The organism is Olivibacter jilunii (assembly GCF_900607235.1).
In the GTDB taxonomy this organism is placed as follows: domain Bacteria; phylum Bacteroidota; class Bacteroidia; order Sphingobacteriales; family Sphingobacteriaceae; genus Olivibacter; species Olivibacter oleidegradans.
Window position 1 is genome coordinate 308,484 of sequence record NZ_LR027852.1, and the last position, 21,116, is coordinate 329,599.

The 21,116-nt window shown below is 42.2% G+C and carries 17 protein-coding genes; 6 read left to right on the forward strand and 11 right to left on the reverse strand.

Translation table 11 applies throughout. From position 1 onward, the window contains the following. Positions 1–136: 136 nt before the first annotated feature. The 3 genes from E0E36_RS17490 to E0E36_RS17500 all read left to right on the forward strand — a co-directional run bounded on the left by E0E36_RS17490 (position 137) and on the right by E0E36_RS17500 (position 1,594). Positions 137–385 (forward strand): hypothetical protein, encoded by a 249-nt coding sequence (locus E0E36_RS17490; protein WP_130857078.1) that lies wholly within the window; start codon positions 137–139, stop codon positions 383–385. A 185-nt stretch (positions 386–570) separates the two neighbouring features. Continuing rightward, positions 571–819 (forward strand): TFIIB-type zinc ribbon-containing protein, encoded by a 249-nt coding sequence (locus E0E36_RS17495; RefSeq protein WP_242627290.1) that lies wholly within the window; start codon positions 571–573, stop codon positions 817–819. Between the two features lie 13 nt (positions 820–832). Next, on the forward strand, positions 833–1,594 hold the full coding sequence (locus E0E36_RS17500) for a TerC family protein (RefSeq protein ID WP_013665836.1): 762 nt from the start codon (positions 833–835) through the stop codon (positions 1,592–1,594). Positions 1,595–1,681: 87 nt separating this feature from the next. Here E0E36_RS17500 and E0E36_RS17505 read toward each other — a convergent pair whose 3' ends face one another. The 5 genes from E0E36_RS17505 to E0E36_RS17525 are packed head-to-tail and all read right to left on the reverse strand — an operon-like array spanning position 1,682 to position 7,770. Then, entirely contained in the window at positions 1,682–2,677 is a 996-nt protein-coding gene (locus E0E36_RS17505; protein WP_013665837.1) for an L-histidine N(alpha)-methyltransferase, read from the reverse strand. Positions 2,678–2,689: 12 nt separating this feature from the next. Beyond that, positions 2,690–3,841 (reverse strand): ergothioneine biosynthesis protein EgtB, encoded by a 1,152-nt coding sequence (gene egtB, locus E0E36_RS17510; protein ID WP_130857080.1) that lies wholly within the window; start codon positions 3,839–3,841, stop codon positions 2,690–2,692. A 4-nt stretch (positions 3,842–3,845) separates the two neighbouring features. Next, entirely contained in the window at positions 3,846–5,417 is a 1,572-nt protein-coding gene (locus E0E36_RS17515) for an ABC transporter permease/substrate-binding protein (protein WP_130857082.1), read from the reverse strand. Next, complete coding sequence (locus E0E36_RS17520) at positions 5,414–6,373, reverse strand: ABC transporter ATP-binding protein (RefSeq protein WP_130857083.1); 960 nt, start codon at positions 6,371–6,373, stop codon at positions 5,414–5,416. Before E0E36_RS17520 ends, E0E36_RS17515 begins: the two co-directional genes overlap by 4 nt. A 5-nt stretch (positions 6,374–6,378) precedes the next feature. Further along, positions 6,379–7,770, reverse strand: coding sequence for a mercuric reductase (locus E0E36_RS17525; RefSeq protein ID WP_130857085.1), 1,392 nt, complete (start codon positions 7,768–7,770; stop codon positions 6,379–6,381). Between the two features lie 269 nt (positions 7,771–8,039). Between E0E36_RS17525 and E0E36_RS17530 the strand changes: the two genes are divergently transcribed. After that, a complete protein-coding gene (locus tag E0E36_RS17530; RefSeq protein WP_130857087.1) occupies positions 8,040–9,107 on the forward strand; it encodes an NADH:flavin oxidoreductase/NADH oxidase in 1,068 nt (355 codons plus the stop codon). A 224-nt stretch (positions 9,108–9,331) separates the two neighbouring features. On the opposite strand, the gene E0E36_RS17535 is transcribed toward E0E36_RS17530, so the two are convergent. The 3 genes from E0E36_RS17535 to E0E36_RS17545 form a co-directional block, all read right to left on the reverse strand. Next, positions 9,332–10,438 (reverse strand): PepSY-associated TM helix domain-containing protein, encoded by a 1,107-nt coding sequence (locus E0E36_RS17535; RefSeq protein WP_130857089.1) that lies wholly within the window; start codon positions 10,436–10,438, stop codon positions 9,332–9,334. A gap of 2 nt (positions 10,439–10,440) precedes the next feature. Continuing rightward, complete coding sequence (locus tag E0E36_RS17540; RefSeq protein WP_242627292.1) at positions 10,441–12,579, reverse strand: TonB-dependent siderophore receptor; 2,139 nt, start codon at positions 12,577–12,579, stop codon at positions 10,441–10,443. Between the two features lie 86 nt (positions 12,580–12,665). Continuing rightward, entirely contained in the window at positions 12,666–12,869 is a 204-nt protein-coding gene (locus E0E36_RS17545; RefSeq protein WP_130857091.1) for a hypothetical protein, read from the reverse strand. Positions 12,870–13,288: 419 nt separating this feature from the next. Here E0E36_RS17545 and E0E36_RS17550 point away from each other — a divergent pair, with 419 nt between their 5' ends. Next, positions 13,289–14,914: a polysaccharide lyase gene (locus E0E36_RS17550; protein WP_130857240.1), complete on the forward strand. Its 1,626-nt coding sequence runs from the start codon at positions 13,289–13,291 to the stop codon at positions 14,912–14,914. Between the two features lie 108 nt (positions 14,915–15,022). On the opposite strand, the gene E0E36_RS17555 is transcribed toward E0E36_RS17550, so the two are convergent. Next, a complete protein-coding gene (locus E0E36_RS17555; protein WP_013665847.1) occupies positions 15,023–16,606 on the reverse strand; it encodes a Na+/H+ antiporter in 1,584 nt (527 codons plus the stop codon). Positions 16,607–16,711: 105 nt separating this feature from the next. Continuing rightward, the gene (locus E0E36_RS17560; protein ID WP_242627294.1) at positions 16,712–17,374 is read right to left on the reverse strand and encodes a LysE family translocator; all 663 of its coding nucleotides are present in this window, start codon (positions 17,372–17,374) and stop codon (positions 16,712–16,714) included. A gap of 248 nt (positions 17,375–17,622) precedes the next feature. Between E0E36_RS17560 and E0E36_RS17565 the strand changes: the two genes are divergently transcribed. Next, the gene (locus E0E36_RS17565) at positions 17,623–18,105 is read left to right on the forward strand and encodes a YdeI/OmpD-associated family protein (RefSeq protein ID WP_013665849.1); all 483 of its coding nucleotides are present in this window, start codon (positions 17,623–17,625) and stop codon (positions 18,103–18,105) included. Positions 18,106–18,345: 240 nt separating this feature from the next. Here the strand turns inward: E0E36_RS17565 and ligD are convergent, their stop codons facing one another. Further along, positions 18,346–21,063: a DNA ligase D gene (ligD, locus tag E0E36_RS17570; RefSeq protein ID WP_130857093.1), complete on the reverse strand. Its 2,718-nt coding sequence runs from the start codon at positions 21,061–21,063 to the stop codon at positions 18,346–18,348. Positions 21,064–21,116: the final 53 nt, after the last annotated feature.

Below are 21,116 nucleotides of genomic sequence, written 5' to 3' on the forward strand. Positions count from 1 at the left end.
ATAATGTTTATTTTTGAATAAAAAGTAATAGTTTGTGTCTTCCCTCTTACGCGACAACATAATAATCAGAAAGCGTTTTTCTCTACTACTACTGTGGTTGAGCATACTCTTTCCTTTTTTTCTGCTTTATCAAAACTTGCTTTTAAATACAGGAAAGGAAGTGCAGAGCGTACTCGTCCAAGAGACGCTGTTGGACGATTTGGAAATTGGGCCGGGAAAATACATCCATGCTGAAAAAGAAAAGAAGGGACTCGAAAAGTACAAGCGAATTGATGCAGAGTCGGTAGTATCGGTTAATCAAAGCATTACGACCTTTTTCCTTATCCATGGGTGCTGGCTAAAGCCTTCCTATTATACTTTTTTACACATCTATACCTTGTTCTGACGGACCATATTTCATATAACTTCTAATTGTAGGTTCCCCGACAAGCGGGGGACGAATGAACATGGAAAAGCGAGTGTAGGTTTGCTATGTCGTTAAACCTGTTCAATTTTAATTAATAGATACTGAGTTGAATCCTAAAAAAAAGTAGTAAAATGAAATGTCCGAATTGTAATGAAACTTTACTGATGTCCGAAAGATACCAGGTGGAAATAGATTATTGTCCAAAATGTCGGGGGATTTGGCTCGACAAAGGAGAGCTTGACAAAATTATCAATTACGTTGATAATGGGCAAAACGATGAGCCTTCTGAATCATATAACAGCTCAAATCAGTGGAACGACTATAAAGACAAATCCGACTATCGTGATAAGCGTTATCAACAACGACCACATAAAAAGAAATCGTTTTTAGGTGATTTATTTGACTTCGATTAATCCCTGACGCCCTATGGAATTTGAAATCCCTAATTTTGCCGATCCCGGAGTTTGGATCAGCCTGATTACTTTATGCTTTCTTGAGATTGTATTAGGTATCGATAATATCATTTTCATCTCCATTGTTGCAGGAAAGTTGCCGGAGAAATTACAGCGCAAAGCACGTAATCTTGGCTTGACCTTGGCGATGGTTTTCCGAATTGCCTTATTGCTTTGCATAAACTGGATTATCGGACTGAAGGACCCGGTTATGACCTTAAGTTTATTTGGTAAGGAGGATATCCCGCTTAGCTACAAGGATCTCATTCTGATAGCTGGTGGACTCTTTCTGATTGTGAAAAGCACCTTAGAAATCCATCATAAATTGCAAGAACAGGATGAAGACCTACACCAGAAAAAAAGTCCGGTTGGCTTCGGTGCGGTCTTAGTACAAATAGTTTTGGTTGATGCTGTTTTTTCCTTCGATTCAATTTTAACCGCAGTAGGCTTAGTTGATTACGTACTGATCATGATTATAGCGGTTATTATATCCATCGGTGTAATGATGGCTTTTGCCGGCCCTGTATTACGGATTATTAACAAACAGCCTACCTTGCAGATGCTTGCTTTAACGTTTCTGGTTGTCATAGGCGTAGTGTTAATTGCCGGAGGTTTCCATCAGGAGGTAAGTAAAAGCATTATTTATTCTTGTTTGGGTTTTTCGTTGATTGTCGAATTATTGAATATCCGACTTCGAAAAAAACGAACCATTAAACTAAACGATACGCAGTTATAAAACGGGAAAATTGATCAAAATCCCGTGAGCCTGAAATGCCGCGGGATTTTGCTTTCCTATTTTTATGACGGGAGAAAATACCAAATATCATTCAGCTGACCAAATAACGTCAGTGAACCATTTTTTACTGTCAAACAGTTGATCAATAAATTTAAACCCGGATTTATCGGCTAAGTCTTGAATCTGCTCGAAGCTGAATTTTTGTGAGATCTCCATAAAAATCGGCTCATTCTCAGCGAAGTGAAAAACCTCTTCACCTATTTGTACGGTCTGATTGTCAAGGCTGATAAGATAACTTTTGCAAGCCCCGCTTTCCGGATCATAGGTAGCGTAATGGTCAAAACGGCTTATAATAAAATTGCTATTGAGCTCGCGATTAATTCGCTCAAGTAGGTTCAGGTTAAAACGTTTTGTGATACCGCTTTTATCATTATAAGCCGCCAAGATCGTCTTGGGATTTTTCTTTATATCCATCCCCATAAGTAGGCGGTCGCCCTTTGATAAATGCTTGCGGAGTTTTTTGCAAAATTCGGTCACCCTGTCTACAGGCATATTGCCGATATTTGATCCTAAGAATAAAACAACTTTAGGCCTATTTGATAACGAGGTCGCTTTTTCCAGCATCTCAAAATACTCACCGTTCAGACCCGTCAGTTTAAGTCGAGGTAGTACTTTAGGTAAACTTTCGTTAAGATTCTCAATTACATTTGCCGATATATCAATGGGGATGTAGCGAAAATCCATCTGCTGCCCTAACAATTCTTTTAGAAGGTAGGTCGATTTTGTTGCATCACCGGCACCTAATTCAATCAGATCAAAACTATCCCGGTCACGGCTAAGTGCCGCTGCAAGCTCGACAGTCTTCTCCGAAAAAATTTCGAGTTCGGCCCGGGTAAGATAATATTCAGGGCAGTTCATGATTTCGCGGAATAGCTTGTCGCCCGCCGCATCGTAGAAATATTTAGAATCCAAGTGCTTCGGGTTCTCCCGAAGGCCTTTTATAACATCGTTATAAAAAAGTGCTGTTTTTGTATTAGCGGCTTCGAATAGGTCATCCATTAAATCTGAAATATTTTTGTTCATGCTCTTTGTCAATTATTTTGCTAACCGAATGCCCGTAAACTGCCAGCGTAGATTGGTCTGGAAAAAATTTCGATACGTGAGACGACTGTGCCCGGGCGAGGTAACCACAGAAGCTCCACGTAATACCTTTTGGTTAACCATAAATTTACCATTGTATTCACCGATCGCGCCAGGGGCCTTTTTAAATCCAGGGTAAGGTAAGTAGGCACTTTCTGTCCATTCCCAGTTTTCTCCCCAGGTAAAACTTGGCGCAGCCACCTCCCATTCAAATTCAGTAGGCAATCTTAAACCCTTCCAAGCCGCATAAGCATAAGCCTCGAAGTAACTTACATGTCGTACAGAAGCTTCTAAATCAATAGGTTCCAGACCCCGAAACGTATAATGATACCAACTATTGTCAATGAAATGCCAATAGAGGGGTGCCGTTATTTTTTCGTTTCTGACCCAGTCCCAGCCCTCGGCATGCCAATGGCGAAAATCGCTGTAACCACCATCATTTATAAATTCAAGATATTCGGCATTACTTACTAAACGGTTACTTATTTCAAATTCGTTAAGATAAGCCTTATGTCTACCAAGTTCGTTATCAAAGCAAAAGCCATCCCCTTTAAACCCAATTTCGTAAAGTCCTTCCTTAATGCGAATAAAATCATTAGTTGATGTTGATTTCAAAGTAGGTGGTTGATACGTGACATCATAGGCTGGAAATAAGGGATTGTGGCCCAATATATACTTAATGTCCGTATATAAAAGTTCCTGATGTTGTTCCTCGTGATGAATGCCCAATACAATTAGATTGCTTACTTCCGGCTCAAGAGGAGCCGAAAGTATTTTTAATATGGCTTCATCTACATGTTGGCGGTAGCGATAGATATCATCAACGGTTGGTCTGCTAAGATTACCTCTATCTGTACGGATGACCCGATTGCCGATGGTTTCGTAGTAGCTGTTAAAAACGTAATTGTAATCCGGATTAAATGGCTGATATCCCTGAACATGAGGGGTTAAAATAAAGGTCTCAAAAAACCAGGTGGTATGTCCAAGATGCCATTTAGGTGGACTCACGTCTACGATCGGTTGGACGACATAATCTTCAATCGCTAGCGGACGGCAAATATCTTCTGTTCGTTGACGAAGACTTTTATAACGAGTGTATATATCCATATGACTATTGATTTTTTAAATACTCTTTGAGATTTGATATGGTTTCAATATGAAAGGTTTCTGCCTGCTGTTTCCGCATCATGAGTGCATAGGCGTTATTAAAGCCGATAGGCTTCAGCCAGCTAATTCCGTATTTTTTTTCGAATTGGTCCTTGACATAGGCGAAGGTTTTATCTTTATCGCCACCTAATGAATCAATCGTTTGTTGAGGTGGCTTCAGAATGGCTAGGAGGCCTGTTCCTGTATATTCCGGGTAAAGATCGATCTGATCATTCACCAACGCATCGAAACAAATTTTGGTGCCGCCTAGGCCGGTTTTGGCAACTACATCATAATCCGTGAAACCTTTTATTAACTGACTGTACAGGCTGGCCAAGATGTATTGTTCACCAAAGATTTTAGAACCCAAGCGTACTGTTCCCTTCTTTTTTCCGCCTCTTTCTCTCCACAGGCCGTGTGCTTTCAGAAAGTCATGTGCCACGCGCTCAGGTGATTGATGGAGATGATCAACGCGGTAATTTAGATCGGTCATCACGCTATCGTTTATTTTTCCGACCAGCAGATTCAATGTTTTTTCGAGCGAAGGGAATTTTTCCAGCGCTTGATTTCGAACAATGGGCGCTGCATAGTAAGGTGGGAAAATACCCTTATCATCCTTTAAAACAACCAGGTCATATGCTTTTAAACGACCATCTGTCGAATAGCCGCTAATGACGTCCAATTGCTTTTCATAGGCGGCTTTATACATGACCGCATCATTGATGACCACCGTATGAATTTTTAAGCCATAGATTCTTTCAAGCCCCACATTCCCATCCTGTCGTCCCATAAATTCCGGCGTAAAGCCGGCAACGAGCTTTGTTCCGTAGGCCGTGGGAACAAAATAAAGCAGACTTAATAAAATAAGTAATACCGGCATAGCAAGGGTAGTTCGGTTAAGCGTTTTAATATTCAATTTTTGTAAACGGGAAAGTAAAAAATCAAAGAGCAAAGCGAGTAATGCGGCCGGTATAGCGCCGCCAAGTATCATGTTTGTATTGTTTAAAGAAATTCCGCCGAAGATGAACTCGCCTAAGCCGCCGGCGGCAATATAAGAAGCCAAAGTAGCCACTCCGACGTTAATGACGGTAGCCGTGCGTATACCCGCTAATATTACGGGCATTGCGAGTGGTAATTCAACCTGTAGAAGTAGTTGTTGTTTGTTAAGACCAAGCGCAATAGCGGCTTCCTTGACAGTTGGGTTAATGCCCGTAATACCCGTATAGGTATTGCGGATGATCGGAAGAAGAGCATAGAGAAATAAGGCTACAATAGCTGGTTTAGCACCTATACCAAGTACGGGAATTAGAAATCCTAGTAGGGCGATGCTTGGTATAGTTTGCAAGATACCAACAGTACCTAAAACAATTCCGGATAAATTTCGATTTCGTGCAATTAAAATACCCAGCGGTAGTCCCAACAATACCGCTATCAACAAGGAAATGAAGGTCAGGCCTATATGCTGTAAGGTTTGGACCAACAGCTTATCTGCCTGTTGCCACATAAAGTGCCAGAGCGTTTGCTGTTGTTCGTTCATGTAACGATGGTTTTTTTATAGCGGTAAATAGCTGACATTAACTGCTCAAATCCTGCTGTTTTTGCTTCTTTTTTATGGTCGACGATTTGAAGTGTTTCGGTTTTATTCTGCTGAAGGCGTTCCAGTGCATCCCATAGTGTGGATTGGGACGAAAGAGTGATATGATCATTTGTTTGGTCCGCTGTGGGTAGCCAAGGCCATAACGCTGCCAATAGAATTGTCTTGAACTCGAGTTGTAAACGTTGCTCCTGTAGAAAGCTTGTTACCAGCGAATGGGACGGTTTAAATAATAGATCCCAAGGCTTGCCTATTTGGACAACTGCTCCCTTATCCATTAAGCAGATTTGGTTACCCAGTGTAAACGCTTCTTGGACATCATGCGTAACCATAACGATGGTCTTTCTTTTTAATTCATCTAAAGCTTTAAATTCTTCCTGTATTTTTGTCCGAGTAACGTTATCCAAGGCCCCAAAAGGTTCATCCATGAGCAAAATCGGAGGATGAGCTGCCAATGCTCTGGCAATTCCTACGCGTTGTTGTTGCCCACCGCTTAATTCGTGCGGATACCGGCTTCGATAGGAGTTGGGGAGGTGTAGTTTTTCCAATAGCTCATCTACCCTCGTTTCTATCCGTTTTTTATCCCATTTCAATAAGTGTGGAACGATAGCAATGTTTTGAGCGACTGAATAGTGGGGGAACAGGCCATTATTTTGTAAAACATAACCGATATTCCGTCGCAGGTCGATCGGAGACTGGTCCTGAATGTTCTTGCCATTAATGAAAATTTGTCCTTGATCTGGTTTAATCAGGCAGTTAATCATTTTAAGCGTTGTCGTTTTACCGCAACCACTCGCACCGAGAAGGATCAAATTTTCTTCTTCCTTTATTTCCAAAGACAGCTCATTCACTGCTTTAAGGCTATTGTACGATTTACTTACCCCTTGTACTTTGATCATAAATTTTAATCTTCCAATGTCATAAAAAGATTATTTAATGATTCGGCATAAAGCGGATGTGCAAACACGCCATAGCGAATGCGGTCGTAAGTGATTTTACCTTCCATAGCCATTTGTAAGATGGTCATGATTTCGCCGCCTTGCGCTGCAAGAATAGAAGCCCCTAGTATTCGTTTACTTTTGGCATCTACAATGGCTTTCATAAAACCACGGGTATCGCCTGTTTCAACTGCGCGGGCCACACCGGTCATCGGCAGCTTCGCTACCTTTATAGTTAAGCCCTGTTTTTTCGCTTCTGTCTCACTCAGGCCGATGCGTCCGAGCTGCGGGTCGGTAAATACACAATAGGGTATCGATCGGTTAGGTGTTGTATAATTCGTGTTTTCCAAAAGATTACGATAAACAATTGTATAATCATTATATGAAATATGGGTAAATGCAGGTCCGCCCTTCACATCACCTAAGGCATAAATGCCTTTTACATTGGTTTCGAGTTTGCTGTTTACCTTTATGTATCCTTTATTGTCGAGTTTTACACCGGTGTTGTTTAGCTTAAGCGGTCCAGTCTGTGGAACACGGCCTGTAGCGACCAACACGTGACTACAACTAATTTTTTGCTTTTTTCCGTTGGTATGGATGGTCGCTACAACTTTTTCAGGTCCCTGCTTGTCGAAAAAGGTGGTTTCCGCATTGAGCAGGATGTCGATTCCTTCCGGTTTCAGTAATTTGCGCATTTCTTCGGATACATCCGGATCCTCGCGAGCCATAATTCTTGGCGATTTTTCCACAATCGTGACTTTGCTGCCAAAGCGACGGAACATTTGGCCGTACTCCAGGCCAATATAATTGCCGCCTATAATTAGCAAATGCTCAGGCACTTGATCCAATTCGAGTATGCTGGTCGAAGTAAGGAAATTAATGGCGTTGAGGCCCTCAATTTCCGGGATAAATGGGACAGCACCTGTATTCAAGAAAAATAAATCTGCCTTCAGTATCTGTTGAGACCCGGTATCGGAAGTCACACTGATCGTTTTGAAATCCGTAAAAGCGGCTTCACCAAAGATGACATCTAAGTTTTTAGTACTCTCCAATGCTTTTTGATTTCCGCTCCGTGCATTTTCGACGATTTTGTCCTTACGCTTTTTTATAATGGTCATGTCAATTTTAGCGTCTTCTACAAAAACGCCGAGCTCAGTACTTTTGTGGACATCATAAGCTGCTTTTGCAGAAGCTATCCATGTTTTAGTAGGCGTGCAACCGTCGTTCACGCAAGTTCCGCCAATCCATCGCTTCTCAATGATGGCTACTTTTTTTCCATGGTTCGCAAGTTTTTTCGCTAAGGGAACGCCCGCCTGTCCGGAGCCAATAACAATGGCATCATATTGTCTAATCTTCATATATATTGGTTTCTAGGTGTTCGAAGGTCCGCAAGCACCTTAATTCCTAACAAGAAAGCACTTAAATGGTTTGTGAATGGAGTTCACTTTTAATTTTCTCTGACACCTATCTAACACAATTTCCCTACATTTGATGTAAAGGAGGTTTCTAAAAGGTGATGATCACCTAAAAAAACGCAGATTGCTTCGTCATTCTTCCTCGCAATGACAACGATGATGGGCATTTTAGATTCTTTCCTTAAACTTGTGTTTTAATTTATTTCTTTACTATGTCGAAGCTTTTCAGTCCACTCCCGTTGAATGGAATTACCTTAAAAAATAGAATAATAGTTTCTCCGATGTGTCAATATTCCGCCGTAGACGGATTTGCCAATGATTGGCATTTAGTGCATTTGGGAAGTAGGGCTATTGGGGGTGCTTCGCTAATCATCGCTGAAGCTACCGCTGTATCGCCCGACGGCAGAATCTCACCTGACGACTTAGGTATTTGGAATGATGCCCATATTGAGAAGCTATTGCAGATTACCCAATTTATTAAAAATCAACAATCCGTGCCTGGGATTCAGTTATCCCATGCGGGGCGTAAGGCCAGCACGGCTGCGCCTTGGAAGGGTAAAGGGAAAGTTAGTGTTGAAGATGGTGGCTGGGTGCCGGTGGCCCCTTCTCCAATTGCTTTCTCCGATAATTATGCCGTACCTGTCGAATTGAATATAGAGAGGATTCGTGCCATCGTAAGTAATTTTAAGTCAGCGGCCGAGCGTGCATTGCGTGCCGGATTCGAGCTTATCGAAATACATGCGGCACATGGGTACTTGTTGCACCAATTTCTATCGCCTTTGAGTAATCACAGGCAAGATGAATATGGAGGCAGTTTCGAGAATCGCATCCGGTTGTTACTGGAAGTTATTGATGCGGTGCGAAGCGTGGCACCGAAAGAATTGCCTTTATTTGTAAGAATTTCAGCTAGTGATTGGGCGGAAGGTGGATGGGATTTGGATCAATCAATCCAGTTAGCGTCCATTCTCAAAACCAGAGGTGTCGATCTACTGGATGTATCTAGTGGCGGACTTGTTCCTTATCAAAAAATCCCTGTAGGTCCTGCTTACCAATTGCCTTTTTCTTCAAAAATAAAGAAAGAAGCGGGTATTCTCACAGCAACCGTTGGGCTGATAACCAATGCTACGCAAGCCGAAACCATTCTTGTTAATGGCGATGCCGACTTAATTGCCATGGCGCGTGAACTTTTGCGCAATCCTTATTTTCCGCTACAGGCTGCTGATGAGTTGCGGGATTCGATTGAATGGCCGATTCAGTATGAAAGGGCCAAACCGAATTAATCGCTTGTATAGTAGGGATCCCATACACAGGGCTATATTTAAAGGCTAAAGCTAATACGTTCGGTTAAAAGTATGAACCGTTGGCTTTCGGAAATGTCGCCTAGGAAATTTGCTGTTTGCATGTTGATGCATACCATTATAGCAAGATTCCGGCGACGGGCTTTTTTGAATACTTTTTTTGCGGGAAAAAGTATTTGGCGGTGTAGTTGGATTTTTGTTGCTTACTAGCTTTTACGTTGTTTATTCGTTCTTTTTAGATATAATAAAAAACCGGTGATGCTTAATAAACCAGGCGTTAAACCAATGAATACATATAATATCCGAACGGGCAGACCACCAAAACTACCGGCATGAAGGGGTAGAACCAGTGTGCGCAGTTTTTCGGAGAAATCAAGTTTATCGGATTCTTTTATAGCTTCGACCGCTCCGCTTTTGACGTCTAACGTAACGCTACTTGCCTGTCCAAAAAATGGATTATCACCCGGTAAGCTACCGCGAATGGCGAAGCCGCGACCAGGTTGAGTGGGCATATATACGGAATGGACTTTAAGCTGCGGCAATGCATGGGAAGCTTTCTTATAAAGGCTGTCAATTGAGAGGACATCTGCTCGATTGGGCGGATTTACTTGCATTTTACTGTGCCATGCACTCGAGTCAAAGGCAAAAAGATTCAGCCAAAAGCCAGTGAAAAAGATAACCGCATTAAACAACAAAGACCAAATACCGACGATACGATGCAGATCGGAACTTAGCATCCTTCTATTGTGCCATCGAATCGGTTTTTTAAAGCACAAAACTTTCCATACCTGTTTTCGATAAATCAGCACGCCGGTAAGAATAGAAATAAGCATAGTTATTCCGAGTACAGCGGTTAATAAGGTACCCGGCATACCAAAATGAAAGGAGAAATGAAATTGAAATAACCACTGCATAAAGCCGGATTGCCATTGATCATAACGTCCTTCGCGTATAATACGACCCGTATAGGGATCAATGGTCAATACAGCTAGATCGTAGGTATGGATTTTACCATCATTTAGGTATAAACGATAATTGTAAGCTTCGGTGGGAGCTGCTTGCGGATTTAACCAGGCGATGCCGCTAAGCCGAGGATATTGAGCGGTAATGCGATGATAGATCGTATCAAGCGACATTTTGGCCGCGGTTTCTTTTACTTGAAAAAGGTGCTTATTGGTATAATGGTCCAACTCTTCCATAAAAACCAATGCTGATCCGCTCAATCCCAGTAAGATTAGAAAAATACCTGTTATCAGCCCTGTTACGCCGTGCATTCTAAATACCCAGCGTAGTAATCTGTTCTTTATTGACATCACTATCGAATCAGGTAATTAATGCCTATTCTAAAATTAAAAGGATTACCCAACGAGGCCGTAACCGTACGCGAATTGCCGCCTAAAAAATAGCGTTCATTCGTAATATTGTATACATTGAATTGAATGTTATAGCGGTTACGTTCATAATTAAGCATAGCGTCAAGTACAGTGGAAGCTGGTATCAAAAAATTTTGTGCACTTACAAAACCTACCTGGTTGCTGGTGTATCTGCCACCGATACCGATACCAAGCCCCTTTGCAAAACCAGTTGATAAATTGTATTTGATCCAGGCATTGGCCATATGCTTGGGAGCATTTGCAAAGCGACTACCTTTAGCTCCTAAGGTATTATCGGATAATAGTACATGATCGTTGTACGCATATCCAAGTATCAGATTGAAATGATGAATGTTCCCTTGGGTAGTGGCCTCAAAACCTTTGCTACGTGTTCCATCGATGGCGATTTGTCTATTTGGGTTTTCATCTGTTGGCGCGGCTGCCAGAATATTGGCGTAATCGATCTGATAAGCCGCCAATGTCAATGAAAATTGATTCTCGAACCAAGACGATTTGCTGCCTATTTCAACCTGCTTGGCTGTTCTTGGCGGGAATGGCCCTCCGTTTCGTACTGAATTGGAAGTTTGTGGATTGAAGGATGTGGTGTAGCTGCCGTAAAAGGAAAGCGCATCAATAGGCGAATAGACTAATCCTACTCGCGGAATCCAGGCCGAAGCATCCGATTCGTTTCCTTGCTCATTATCACGCGCTGATAAAGGGACGCGTCTCAAGCTGTAATCATCATAGCGCAAGGATAGCAACAAAATTAAATCTTTATATTTTATCTGATCCTGCACATAAGTGCCAATTAAATGAATACGCTCTTTATTGTCGTCGTAATAATCGACTTCCGGGTTGGGGGCTGGAGGGTCAAGGCTATAATCGGGATTAAAAATGCTAATGCGTTGCGCCGGTGAATTTCGGTAGTCATTTTTATGCCAACCATAATTATTATAATCGATACCGGTTAAGATATTATGAGTTAATGGCCCTGTTTTTAAAACATAGTTGAGAAAGGCCGTTGTTTGCCAGTTAAATTGGTCGTATAGCCAGTCTTGATACGATCTACTGATCGAGTCATGCTGAATCAAACCGGTTACAATATGGTCGGTATAATCGAAACGACTTCGCACATAACGTTGCACCAAGGTAAGTCGGAGCTTATTGCCCAATTGTTGATCGTAACGCAGATTGACGGATGTGTTATGCGTTTTTCCATAGTCACTCGGGCTCTGTGCCGTTAGGTTATTCGGATAATAATCAAAATCAAAGGTACCATCAGGGCGAGTGAAAACATAAGAACCTCGGTCATATTGCTGCACGGCTTTCTCGTAGGCGTAGTTTACCTCCAGCAGCAGTTTGCCGGTGCAATTAAATTCATAAGAAAGGGAAGGAGCAATTAACAAGTTACGAACATCCTGATAGTCGCGAAAACTATTTCCTTGGTCGTACCCGACAATACTACGATAAAGCAGTTTTTTATTCTTAGTTAAGGGGCCCGTAGCATCCAAAGAAAATCGTTTAGCATTCCAGCTGCCATAAAATGCACTTAGTTCCAGCTGCGGCAGCGATAATGGCTTTTTAGTGGTAAAATTTATGGTGCCCCCCGGTGCATTATTACTGAAAAGAACCGAAGAAGGTCCCCTTAATACTTCAACCTGTTCTATATTGTAAAGTAGCGGTTGTTGACTCCATAAATATAAATTTCCCCGTATGCCGTTGAAGGTGATGATGCCTGCGTCAAAAGGATTGTAAAAAGTAAAGCCTCTTAGGCTGTAATATCCCATACCGTTATTGGCCTTTACACCTGTTAAGGTATTCGTTAAATCGTTTAGCGTAAATGCCTGCTTGTCGCGAATGACCTGTTGGCTAATCACTTGTATGGATTGCGGTGTTTGCTGCAACGAACTGGGTGTGCGCGTAACATTGGTTACACTATCAACCTGATAGCGCTTTTGTCGTGCACTGATCAATACCTCGTCGAGTTTACGCGTGGTGTTCGTATCGAAAGAAATGGTTTGTCCTTGCGTTACTGCTATAGAAAGAAGCAATAACACAAAGAGACTACTTATGAATCTCATTGTTAAAGCATAATTTAAAATCAAAAAAGAATGCATACCGAATCTTGCTAAAACGGTTGATGCCTATGTCTAAAAAAGATTTTAAATTACACCTTGGGTGGTTTCAATAAAGAAGTATGGTAATTAGTTGGCCTTCCTTGGGTATAGGCAATCAGAAAAGATTGCTTAATGTTGTAAGTAGGAATTGTATTAAGTTGAGCAAGTTGGGGCGTTTGTAAATAGATGATTTCAGCCAGCTGCTTTATCATTTCCTGCTGCTGTTCATGTTCTCTTTTTTCGAGCTCTTTCATTTTTTTCATCAAAACACATTGCCCGTTACATTGTAATTCGGGCCGATCTCGATTAATACAGAGCTCCGTCGCTATATACTGCTGATTTAATTTAAAAGATACGAATAACCAAAATCTGCCGAAAGGCTGCATTAATACAACCAGTATCAAGAAGCAAACAGTAAGTTTTGATTTCATCGTACACATGGGTGCTGCAAAGCTAAAAAAAAGTGTAATGCAAAAGAAATTCTTCTTGTTTTTCTCTATAGATAAATTAGCCTTCCTAATTTTTTACAAGGATAGCTAAGATGTTATAGAAAGAAGATAATAAAGGTCAAAAAAAATGATGCGATTGCGTAGATATTTGTTTAACTAACCAATATTAGATGGGACAAGAGCGTAATACCTCTACATTAATTGCGAATCAATTTTAATTTATGATGAAAGCATCAATCACAGCAATCACACTGGGTATGTTGGCATGCTCAATAGGTGTCACAAAGGCGCAATATCCGGTTATACCGAAAGCAATAGAAGATTCCGCAAATGCGGAGATGGCCAAATTTCAAGCCCATGAGGAGGCAGCTTGGGCTAAAGCACTTCCGGTTATCGAGAAAGAAGCGAAAAATGGGAAGCCCTATATCCCTTGGGCAAGTAAACCCGAAGATCTTCCACAGGCAAAAATACCTGCCTTTCCCGGCGCTGAAGGTGGTGGTGCGTTTTCTTTTGGGGGGCGTGGTGGTAAAGTATATGTGGTTACGAGTTTAGCAGACAACGGCCCGGGGACCTTTCGCGAAGCCTGTGAACAAGGGGGGGCACGTATTGTCGTATTTAATGTAGCTGGTATTATTCATCTGAAAAGCCCCGTTAGTATCCGAGCGCCCTATATTACCATTGCCGGGCAAACTGCCCCTGGCGACGGTATTTGTATTGCGGGTGAATCGGTATGGATTGATACGCATGATGTCGTGATTCGCTACATGCGTTTCAGACGGGGAAGTACCGATGTTAACAGACGAGACGATGCCTTGGGAGGAAATGGTATCGGGAATATTATTATTGATCATGTATCAGCGAGCTGGGGCCTCGATGAGAATATGTCAATGTATCGTCACGTATATAATAGGGGAGATAGCACGAAACAGGAAAAACTGCCAACAGTCAATGTAACTATACAGAATTCAATCTTTTCAGAAGCCTTAGACCGTTATAACCACGCTTTTGGAAGTACCATTGGCGGACTCAACAGCACGTTTATGCGAAACCTTTGGGCGTCTAACATTAGTCGGAATCCTTCTATAGGTATGTACGGTGATTTTGGCTTTGTTAATAATGTTATCTTCAATTGGTGGAATCGAAGCGCTGATGGGGGCGATCATCGTTCGCTTTTCAATTTTATTAATAACTATTACAAACCGGGGCCGATCACGCCGATTGATAAACCTATTGGGCATCGTATACTGAAGCCGGAAGGAAATAGAGATCGCGGGCATGAAAATGAATATGGAAAAGCTTATGTCTCCGGTAATATCGTGGAAGGAAATGCAACAGTAACAGCGGATAATTGGGCCGGGGGTGTACAGATTGGAAACAAGCCCAATGCGGAGCCTTACACCGCACAGATTCGTGTCGACAAACCATTCCCGATGGCTAAAGTTACCTTGATGTCCGCAAAAGAAGCTTATGACCATGTATTAAAGAACGTCGGAGCAAACTTGCCGAAACGCGATGCAGTAGATGAACGGGTCATTAAACAGGTCGCAACGGGTAAGATTATTTATAACAAAAACAGTAAAGCTGACGTAAGCAGCCCTTATGTTAAACGCCGTCTACCCGCAGACTCCTATAAAATGGGCATAATCGCTGATCCGGAACAGGTTGGTGGCTACCCTACCTACAAGGGAACTCCTTATCAGGATGCAGATCAAGACGGTATGCCGGACGAGTGGGAAACTGCACATGGTTTGAATCCAAAAGATGCAGGCGATGCGAGCTTGGATCGGGACGGTGATGGATATACCAATATTGAAGAATTTATAAATAGTGTGGTTCCTAAAATATTATAAGAAACGATAATAGAAGGTTTGAACATGATGTAGAGCTCTACCTCCCGTTCCTTAAATTAACTAGGGACGGGAGGTGGTACGATGCATGTTTAACGACCGGGAGATCGATTAACCCTTCAGCAAGGCTAAACGTTCCTCCTCTAGGTCAAGGTAATAGAGATGTTTCCGCACAATCTCCTCGTCAAGATTTTGTTCTTTATTACTATGTATTAGCAGCCAGGTCCGTTGTTCTTGTATAATCGCTAAATAAATCTCTTTATGTCGGCCGCTTATATTTTCTTCCGGAGCATCTGTACGGGTCTTATGTTCCCATTTGTAAACGAGTTGCTTTAACATTCCATCACTTTCCAAATGATCTTTATAGGAGGTTTGTAGATGTCGCAGAGCCTGCGTTGCCAATTGCCGTTTAATCCATTTGTCGGCTTCCTCCTCCGGTAAGGTGTCGCCAAAGTTAGGAAAGCCTATCTTCTTAATTAAATAGGGAAGGGTTAATCCTTGCACCAGCAAGGTTACGAGAATGACTACAAACGTAATAAATAAGATAAGATTGCGTTGCGGAAATATTGTTCCATTATCAAGCTGCACCGGAATCGATAAGGCAGCAGCAAGTGATACTACACCCCGCATACCCGACCAACCGAGTAAAAAAGGCGTTCTTGCTCCAGGGTTTCTTTTGTCGGCTACGGTGATAAAGTTTCGGGCGATTAACGTAACGAGCACGGCTCCATAAGCTGCAAGTATCCGGCCGATAATAAGCACAGCACTTATTAGTAAGCCATAGCCTATAGCGGATGATAAGCTCATACCACCTAGCTCGGCAGTGATTTCGGGCAATTCCAAACCAATTAGCATAAATACCAGGCCATTTAGCACAAACACCAAGCTTTGCCATACGTTGAAACCTCTTAGTCGCGATTGGCTACTTAAAAAATTATGGCGCTTATTGGCTAATAACAGACCACCGCAAACTACCGCCAACACGCCTGAACAATGGGCTTCCTCTGCTGCAATATACATCACGTAGGGTGTTACAATGGTCAGTACAATATCGATCTGTGGATCGGTGGGTAGTAACTTATGAGCCTTCATAAAAATCCACCCAATGGCCAGGCCTATTCCTACGCCGCCAGTAACCATCCATCCAAAACTGAGCGCCGCTTCATGCCACACAAATTGCCCGGTAGCAACCGCAACGAGAGCAAATCGGAAGATGATCAACGAAGAGGCGTCGTTCATTAAACTTTCGCCCTCCAGAATGGAAACCATTCTACGTGGTACTTTTACAAATTTTAGGATTGCAGTGGCGCTAACTGCATCCGGTGGCGAAACAATACCACCTAGGACAAAACCTAGCGCCAGCGAGAATCCGGGTATAAAATGATTGGCTACCAAGGCTACCGAGAGGGCTGTTAGAAATACTACGACAAAAGCAAAGCTTACGATAATGCGCCGCCACCGCCAAAGTTCTTTCCAGGAAGTTGCCCATGCGGCTTCGTACAACAAAGGGGGAAGGAAAATCACAAAGATAAGCTCGGGCTCTATATGGACACGAGGTAGACCCGGAATAAAACTGATAAGCAGGCCGGCAATAACTAGTACAATTGGATAAGCAATACGCAATTTTTTTGCAAGCATGATCAGAAGCAAGATCACAATCAGTAAGCCTATGTAGAAAGGAAAGTGGTCGAACATCTTAAGGTTTTTTGGAGTACAAATATAGGATCAAATTTAATGCTAAATTAGCCGTACGGAGCATGCTCACCTGCTATTTATTTGGATACCGGATGGACGTGATCGTTATCTTTTTGTAAGGGCCATTTTAATGCCCATTAAAAGATACACACAGCCCGTTATTTTGTTGAGCCAGCTACTCAGTTTCAAATTTTTCTTTAATTTGGCAGAGAACAGTGAAGAACAATAAGCAATAAGTGAAAGCCAAATACTACCCAATAGCGCGAAACTTGCGCCAAGGGCTATAAAAGGACTAGGATCATCCATATACGCTTTGTTAATAAATTGGGGAAAAAAGGAAAGGAAGAACAATGCTACTTTTGGGTTGAGAATATTGGTAATAAAACCGGCATAAAAGTTCTGAAAGCCACTTTTACCTTTGGTTATTTCTATATCAAATTGCAATTCCTTTTTTGAGCGAAGTGAGGAAAGCCCAAGAAAGATTAAATACAGTGCACCTACGTATTTAACAACAGAGAACGCCATGGCCGACTGTGCAATAATCATGGAAAGGCCAAGCGAGGCAAACAAAGTGTGTGCTAATATTCCACAAGTAATACCTAACATCGAATGCACACCCGCCGCTCTTCCCTCCGCAATGGATTTGTTTAACACAAACACGGTGTCAATCCCGGGTGTCATAACAAAGATTATTGTGGTTGCTAAAAACAGGATATAATTTTCAATTCCAGCCATAAAAAGAATAATGATTACGAATATAACATTCATTTTTTAAAACGTACGCGATAAGTATTCTGTCGCTGATACTCGGTAGATTTCTTCTTGTAAACAAAAAAATAAAGCTAGCAAAACAAAAAAGCAAAATATGCGTTTATATTATAAGGTTTAGGTTGATTATAACATACAGAGGCCCATGCTACCCAAAGCAGGGCTTTTGTTGTTTTTGGCTATTTAAAAGAAAACCTATATTTTTAAGTAGATGGTTAAAAAATTAAGATGCCAAGCTGGAAAAGACGATGCATAAATTTGTTGCTGAAATAAATATCATTGGTATTAATCCTTTTGTATTTGTGCCTGAAAAAATCTTACAAGATATTTTTAAAGAAGCAGGAAAGGAAAAGGGAAAAATTCCGATTCGAGGATCGATAAATGGGAATCCTTATAAACAAACATTAGTGAAGTATCAGGGGGACTGGCGTCTGTACGTTAACACATTGATGCTTAAAAACTCTCCGAAAAGAATAGGAGAGGTCGTTGAATTGACGCTTGAATTCGACCCCGGTGATCGAACGATTAAACCCCACCAAAAGTTAGTGGCCGCACTTGGCGAAAACCAAGATGCCAAAGATGTCTTTGATAAACTAAGTCCGTCGCTACAGAATGAAATTATTCGATACATTGCCAATTTAAAAACGGAAACAAGCATCGATAAAAATGTAATAAGAGCGATCGACTTTTTGCTGGGAAAAAGTCGGTTTATCGGACGAGATAAGCCCTGAATTAGGGTCCGTTATGAATAGGTTAACTGCCATCGTCAGCTCAGTTGCATATTTCAATGCGCATTTTTGAGCCGGTTTGACTTTGATTGGTGTTCATATCTCAATATCTATTGTTATTTGTTCGCGCCAGACAATTAAGACGAAGTGGTCGTGTGTCAAAGGTACCTAATTGAATTAGAAGCAAGGCAAATTTGACACTTTCCTTGAGGATACCATCTAACAAAAGAATGGAATAAACGATTACAAATCGTTCTGCGCCTTTTTTATGATTTTATTAAGTTCTATTCCCTTTCCAAGTACTCCTTTGAAGAGATCACCAGTCTCTTTCAACCGATCATAAGCATTGTGAATAGTAAAGTCGCTCATTTTTAAACCACGTTTCACTTCGTCCCAGGCAAGTGGCATCGAGACGGTTGCTCCCGGCTTTGGTCGTAGGGAGTAGGGGCCAGCTATAGTAGCTCCGGGCCGGTTTTGCAAGAAGTCTAGATACATCTTTCCTTTTCGATCACTTACTTTTCGTTTTAAGGATGTGAAATCGGGTAGTTGCTCGTGTACCAGACTGACGATGACCTTTGCAAAAAGCTGCGATTGCTCATAAGAGTATTTCGCTCCCAATGGGATGTAAATATGAATACCGGTGGACCCTGATGTTTTAGGATAGCTCGGTACGCCTAAAGCGTCCAATACCTTCCTCACTTCCTGAGCGGCTTCGATGACCTGCTCGAAGGTGTTTTTATCAGGATCCAGATCGATCACGCAATAATCCGGATTATCGGGCGACTGCACTCTGCTAAACCAAGGATTCATCTCAATACAGCCTAATGACGCCATCCATAGCAAGGTTGCTTCATCGTCGCCAACCAGGTATTCTTTATGTTCACCCTCGCTGGTGGTGTATGGGTAAGTTTTGCTTACCCATTCCGGCACTTTTCCCTTCACATCTTTTTGATAAAAGCTTGGACCTTTAATGCCATTTGGGAAGCGGTTCAGAGACATCGGACGATCTTTCAAGTAGGGTAAGATAAATTCGGCTATTCTATAATAATAGTTGAACATGTCTCGTTTGGTAATGCCGTCATCCGGCCAATAGACCTTGCTGAGATGCGTAAATTTCAATTCTTTACCATTAACTTTACGTGTTTGCGTCTCTTCACGTGGGTTCAAGAGGGTACGCCTTTCGGTTTTAGCGGGCTTGATCGCATGTTTAGTCCCCTTGTCTTCTTCTTCCACCTCGGCCACGGTGGATTCTGTGTCAGCCGCTTTCTCCAATACGACATCATCGGCTTCTTTGTCCTCCCGCATACCTTTGAAAGATGCCTGCCGGAAAATTCCTTCGCTGGTAACTTCGGCGTAGTTCACTTCGCATACTAGTTCCGGTTTCAGCCATGTAGGTTTTGCGCCGAGTCGTTGTGGACGAAAACGGGATGGCTTGTCCACGTCAGGTTCTACATCGAAGGGACTTCTGTCGGTAATCAGCGGTTTGAATAGCTTCATCATTTCCTTCTGCTTGCTGTCCGAAAAACCGGTGCCCACTTTACCCGCATATCGAAGTTTCTTTCCGTCATACACCCCCATGACGAGGGCACTGAACGCTTTGGACGTTCCCTCATTACGCGTAAACCCAGCGATCACTACTTCTTGTCGCCGTTGCACTTTGATCTTAAGCCACTCTTTCGATCGAAGGTCAGAGGTGTACTTACTATCAGCTTTTTTTGCTATAATACCTTCAAGCCCGACCTGCTCTGCCGCGTCAAAAAAGTCGATCCCCCTTGCGGCGAAAACCTTACTTTGGCGGATACGGTCATCATCAGTAGGTAATATGTCCTGAAGGATTGCCTGCCGTTCTACCAATGGCAATCCCATCAGGTTTTTGCCCTCATACCATAAAATGTCAAAAACGTAATAAACCAAGTTGCCATCGGCTTCGCTTCGCCAATTCTGTAAGGCCCCAAAGTCGGACAGCCCTTTTTCATCTAGCACAACAATTTCTCCATCAATTACGGCATTGATACGCCATCCTTTCAAAAGGTCGACAAGCGGATAGTATTTATCGAAAGGAATATTATTCCGAGAAATTAGTTTAACATCTGTCTTACTGACCTTGGCAATGGCACGATAACCATCCCATTTTACTTCGTATAGCCAATCCGGATCATCAAAAGGTTCGTCAATAAGGGTAGCCTTCATCGGTTTGATTGATTTCGGAATAGTGGATTCCGGTGCTTTTTTTAGCAAGCTGGGTACATCCATCTTCTGCGGCTCTCCGGCTTCATTTACATCATCCGCCAAGTGTTCATCAGCATTTTTGCTTTTTTTTGCTTGTGTGGTCTTTCTAGACTTTTCAACGGTTTTCTCACGGCCGTTTTGCCATACCTTATTGCTGCTTTTTTCAATCTCTTCCAATGCTTTGTCAGAAAGCACCGACTTGTCTTTTTTAGTGATATCAGATTTACTGGCAAATTCGTCTTTATGTTTGATAAGGAGCCAGCCGTTTTCACCCATCCCTGGTGTTTTTACCAGCGCATATTCGCCTTTTAGTTTATGTCCATGTAGCCGGATTTTGAGTGACCCTTTATGAAGCTGCTCCAATAAATGTTTTTCTTGTGCCTTCTTACTCTTCAGTCCTTCTATTGGTTCATAGGTGCCTTCGTCCCAAACAATTACCGTACCGCCGCCATATTGTCCTTTAGGGATAATCCCCTCAAACTGCCGATAGTCCATGGGATGATCTTCCACCATCATCGCCAAACGCTTGTTCTGCGGATCAGTGGATGGGCCTTTAGGCACAGCCCAGCTTTTCAGCACCCCATCCATTTCTAAGCGAAAGTCGTAATGTAATCGCGATGCTTTGTGTTTTTGCACCACAAAAGTGAGTTGTTTCCGGTTCGGACTCTTACCTGACTTCGGTTCACTGGTCTTTTTAAAATCTCGTTTGTTACGGTATTGATCAAGCGGCATAGCTAACCTAGCCCTAAAGGGCCCTCCATTTTTACTGAAAAATATTGATTCTT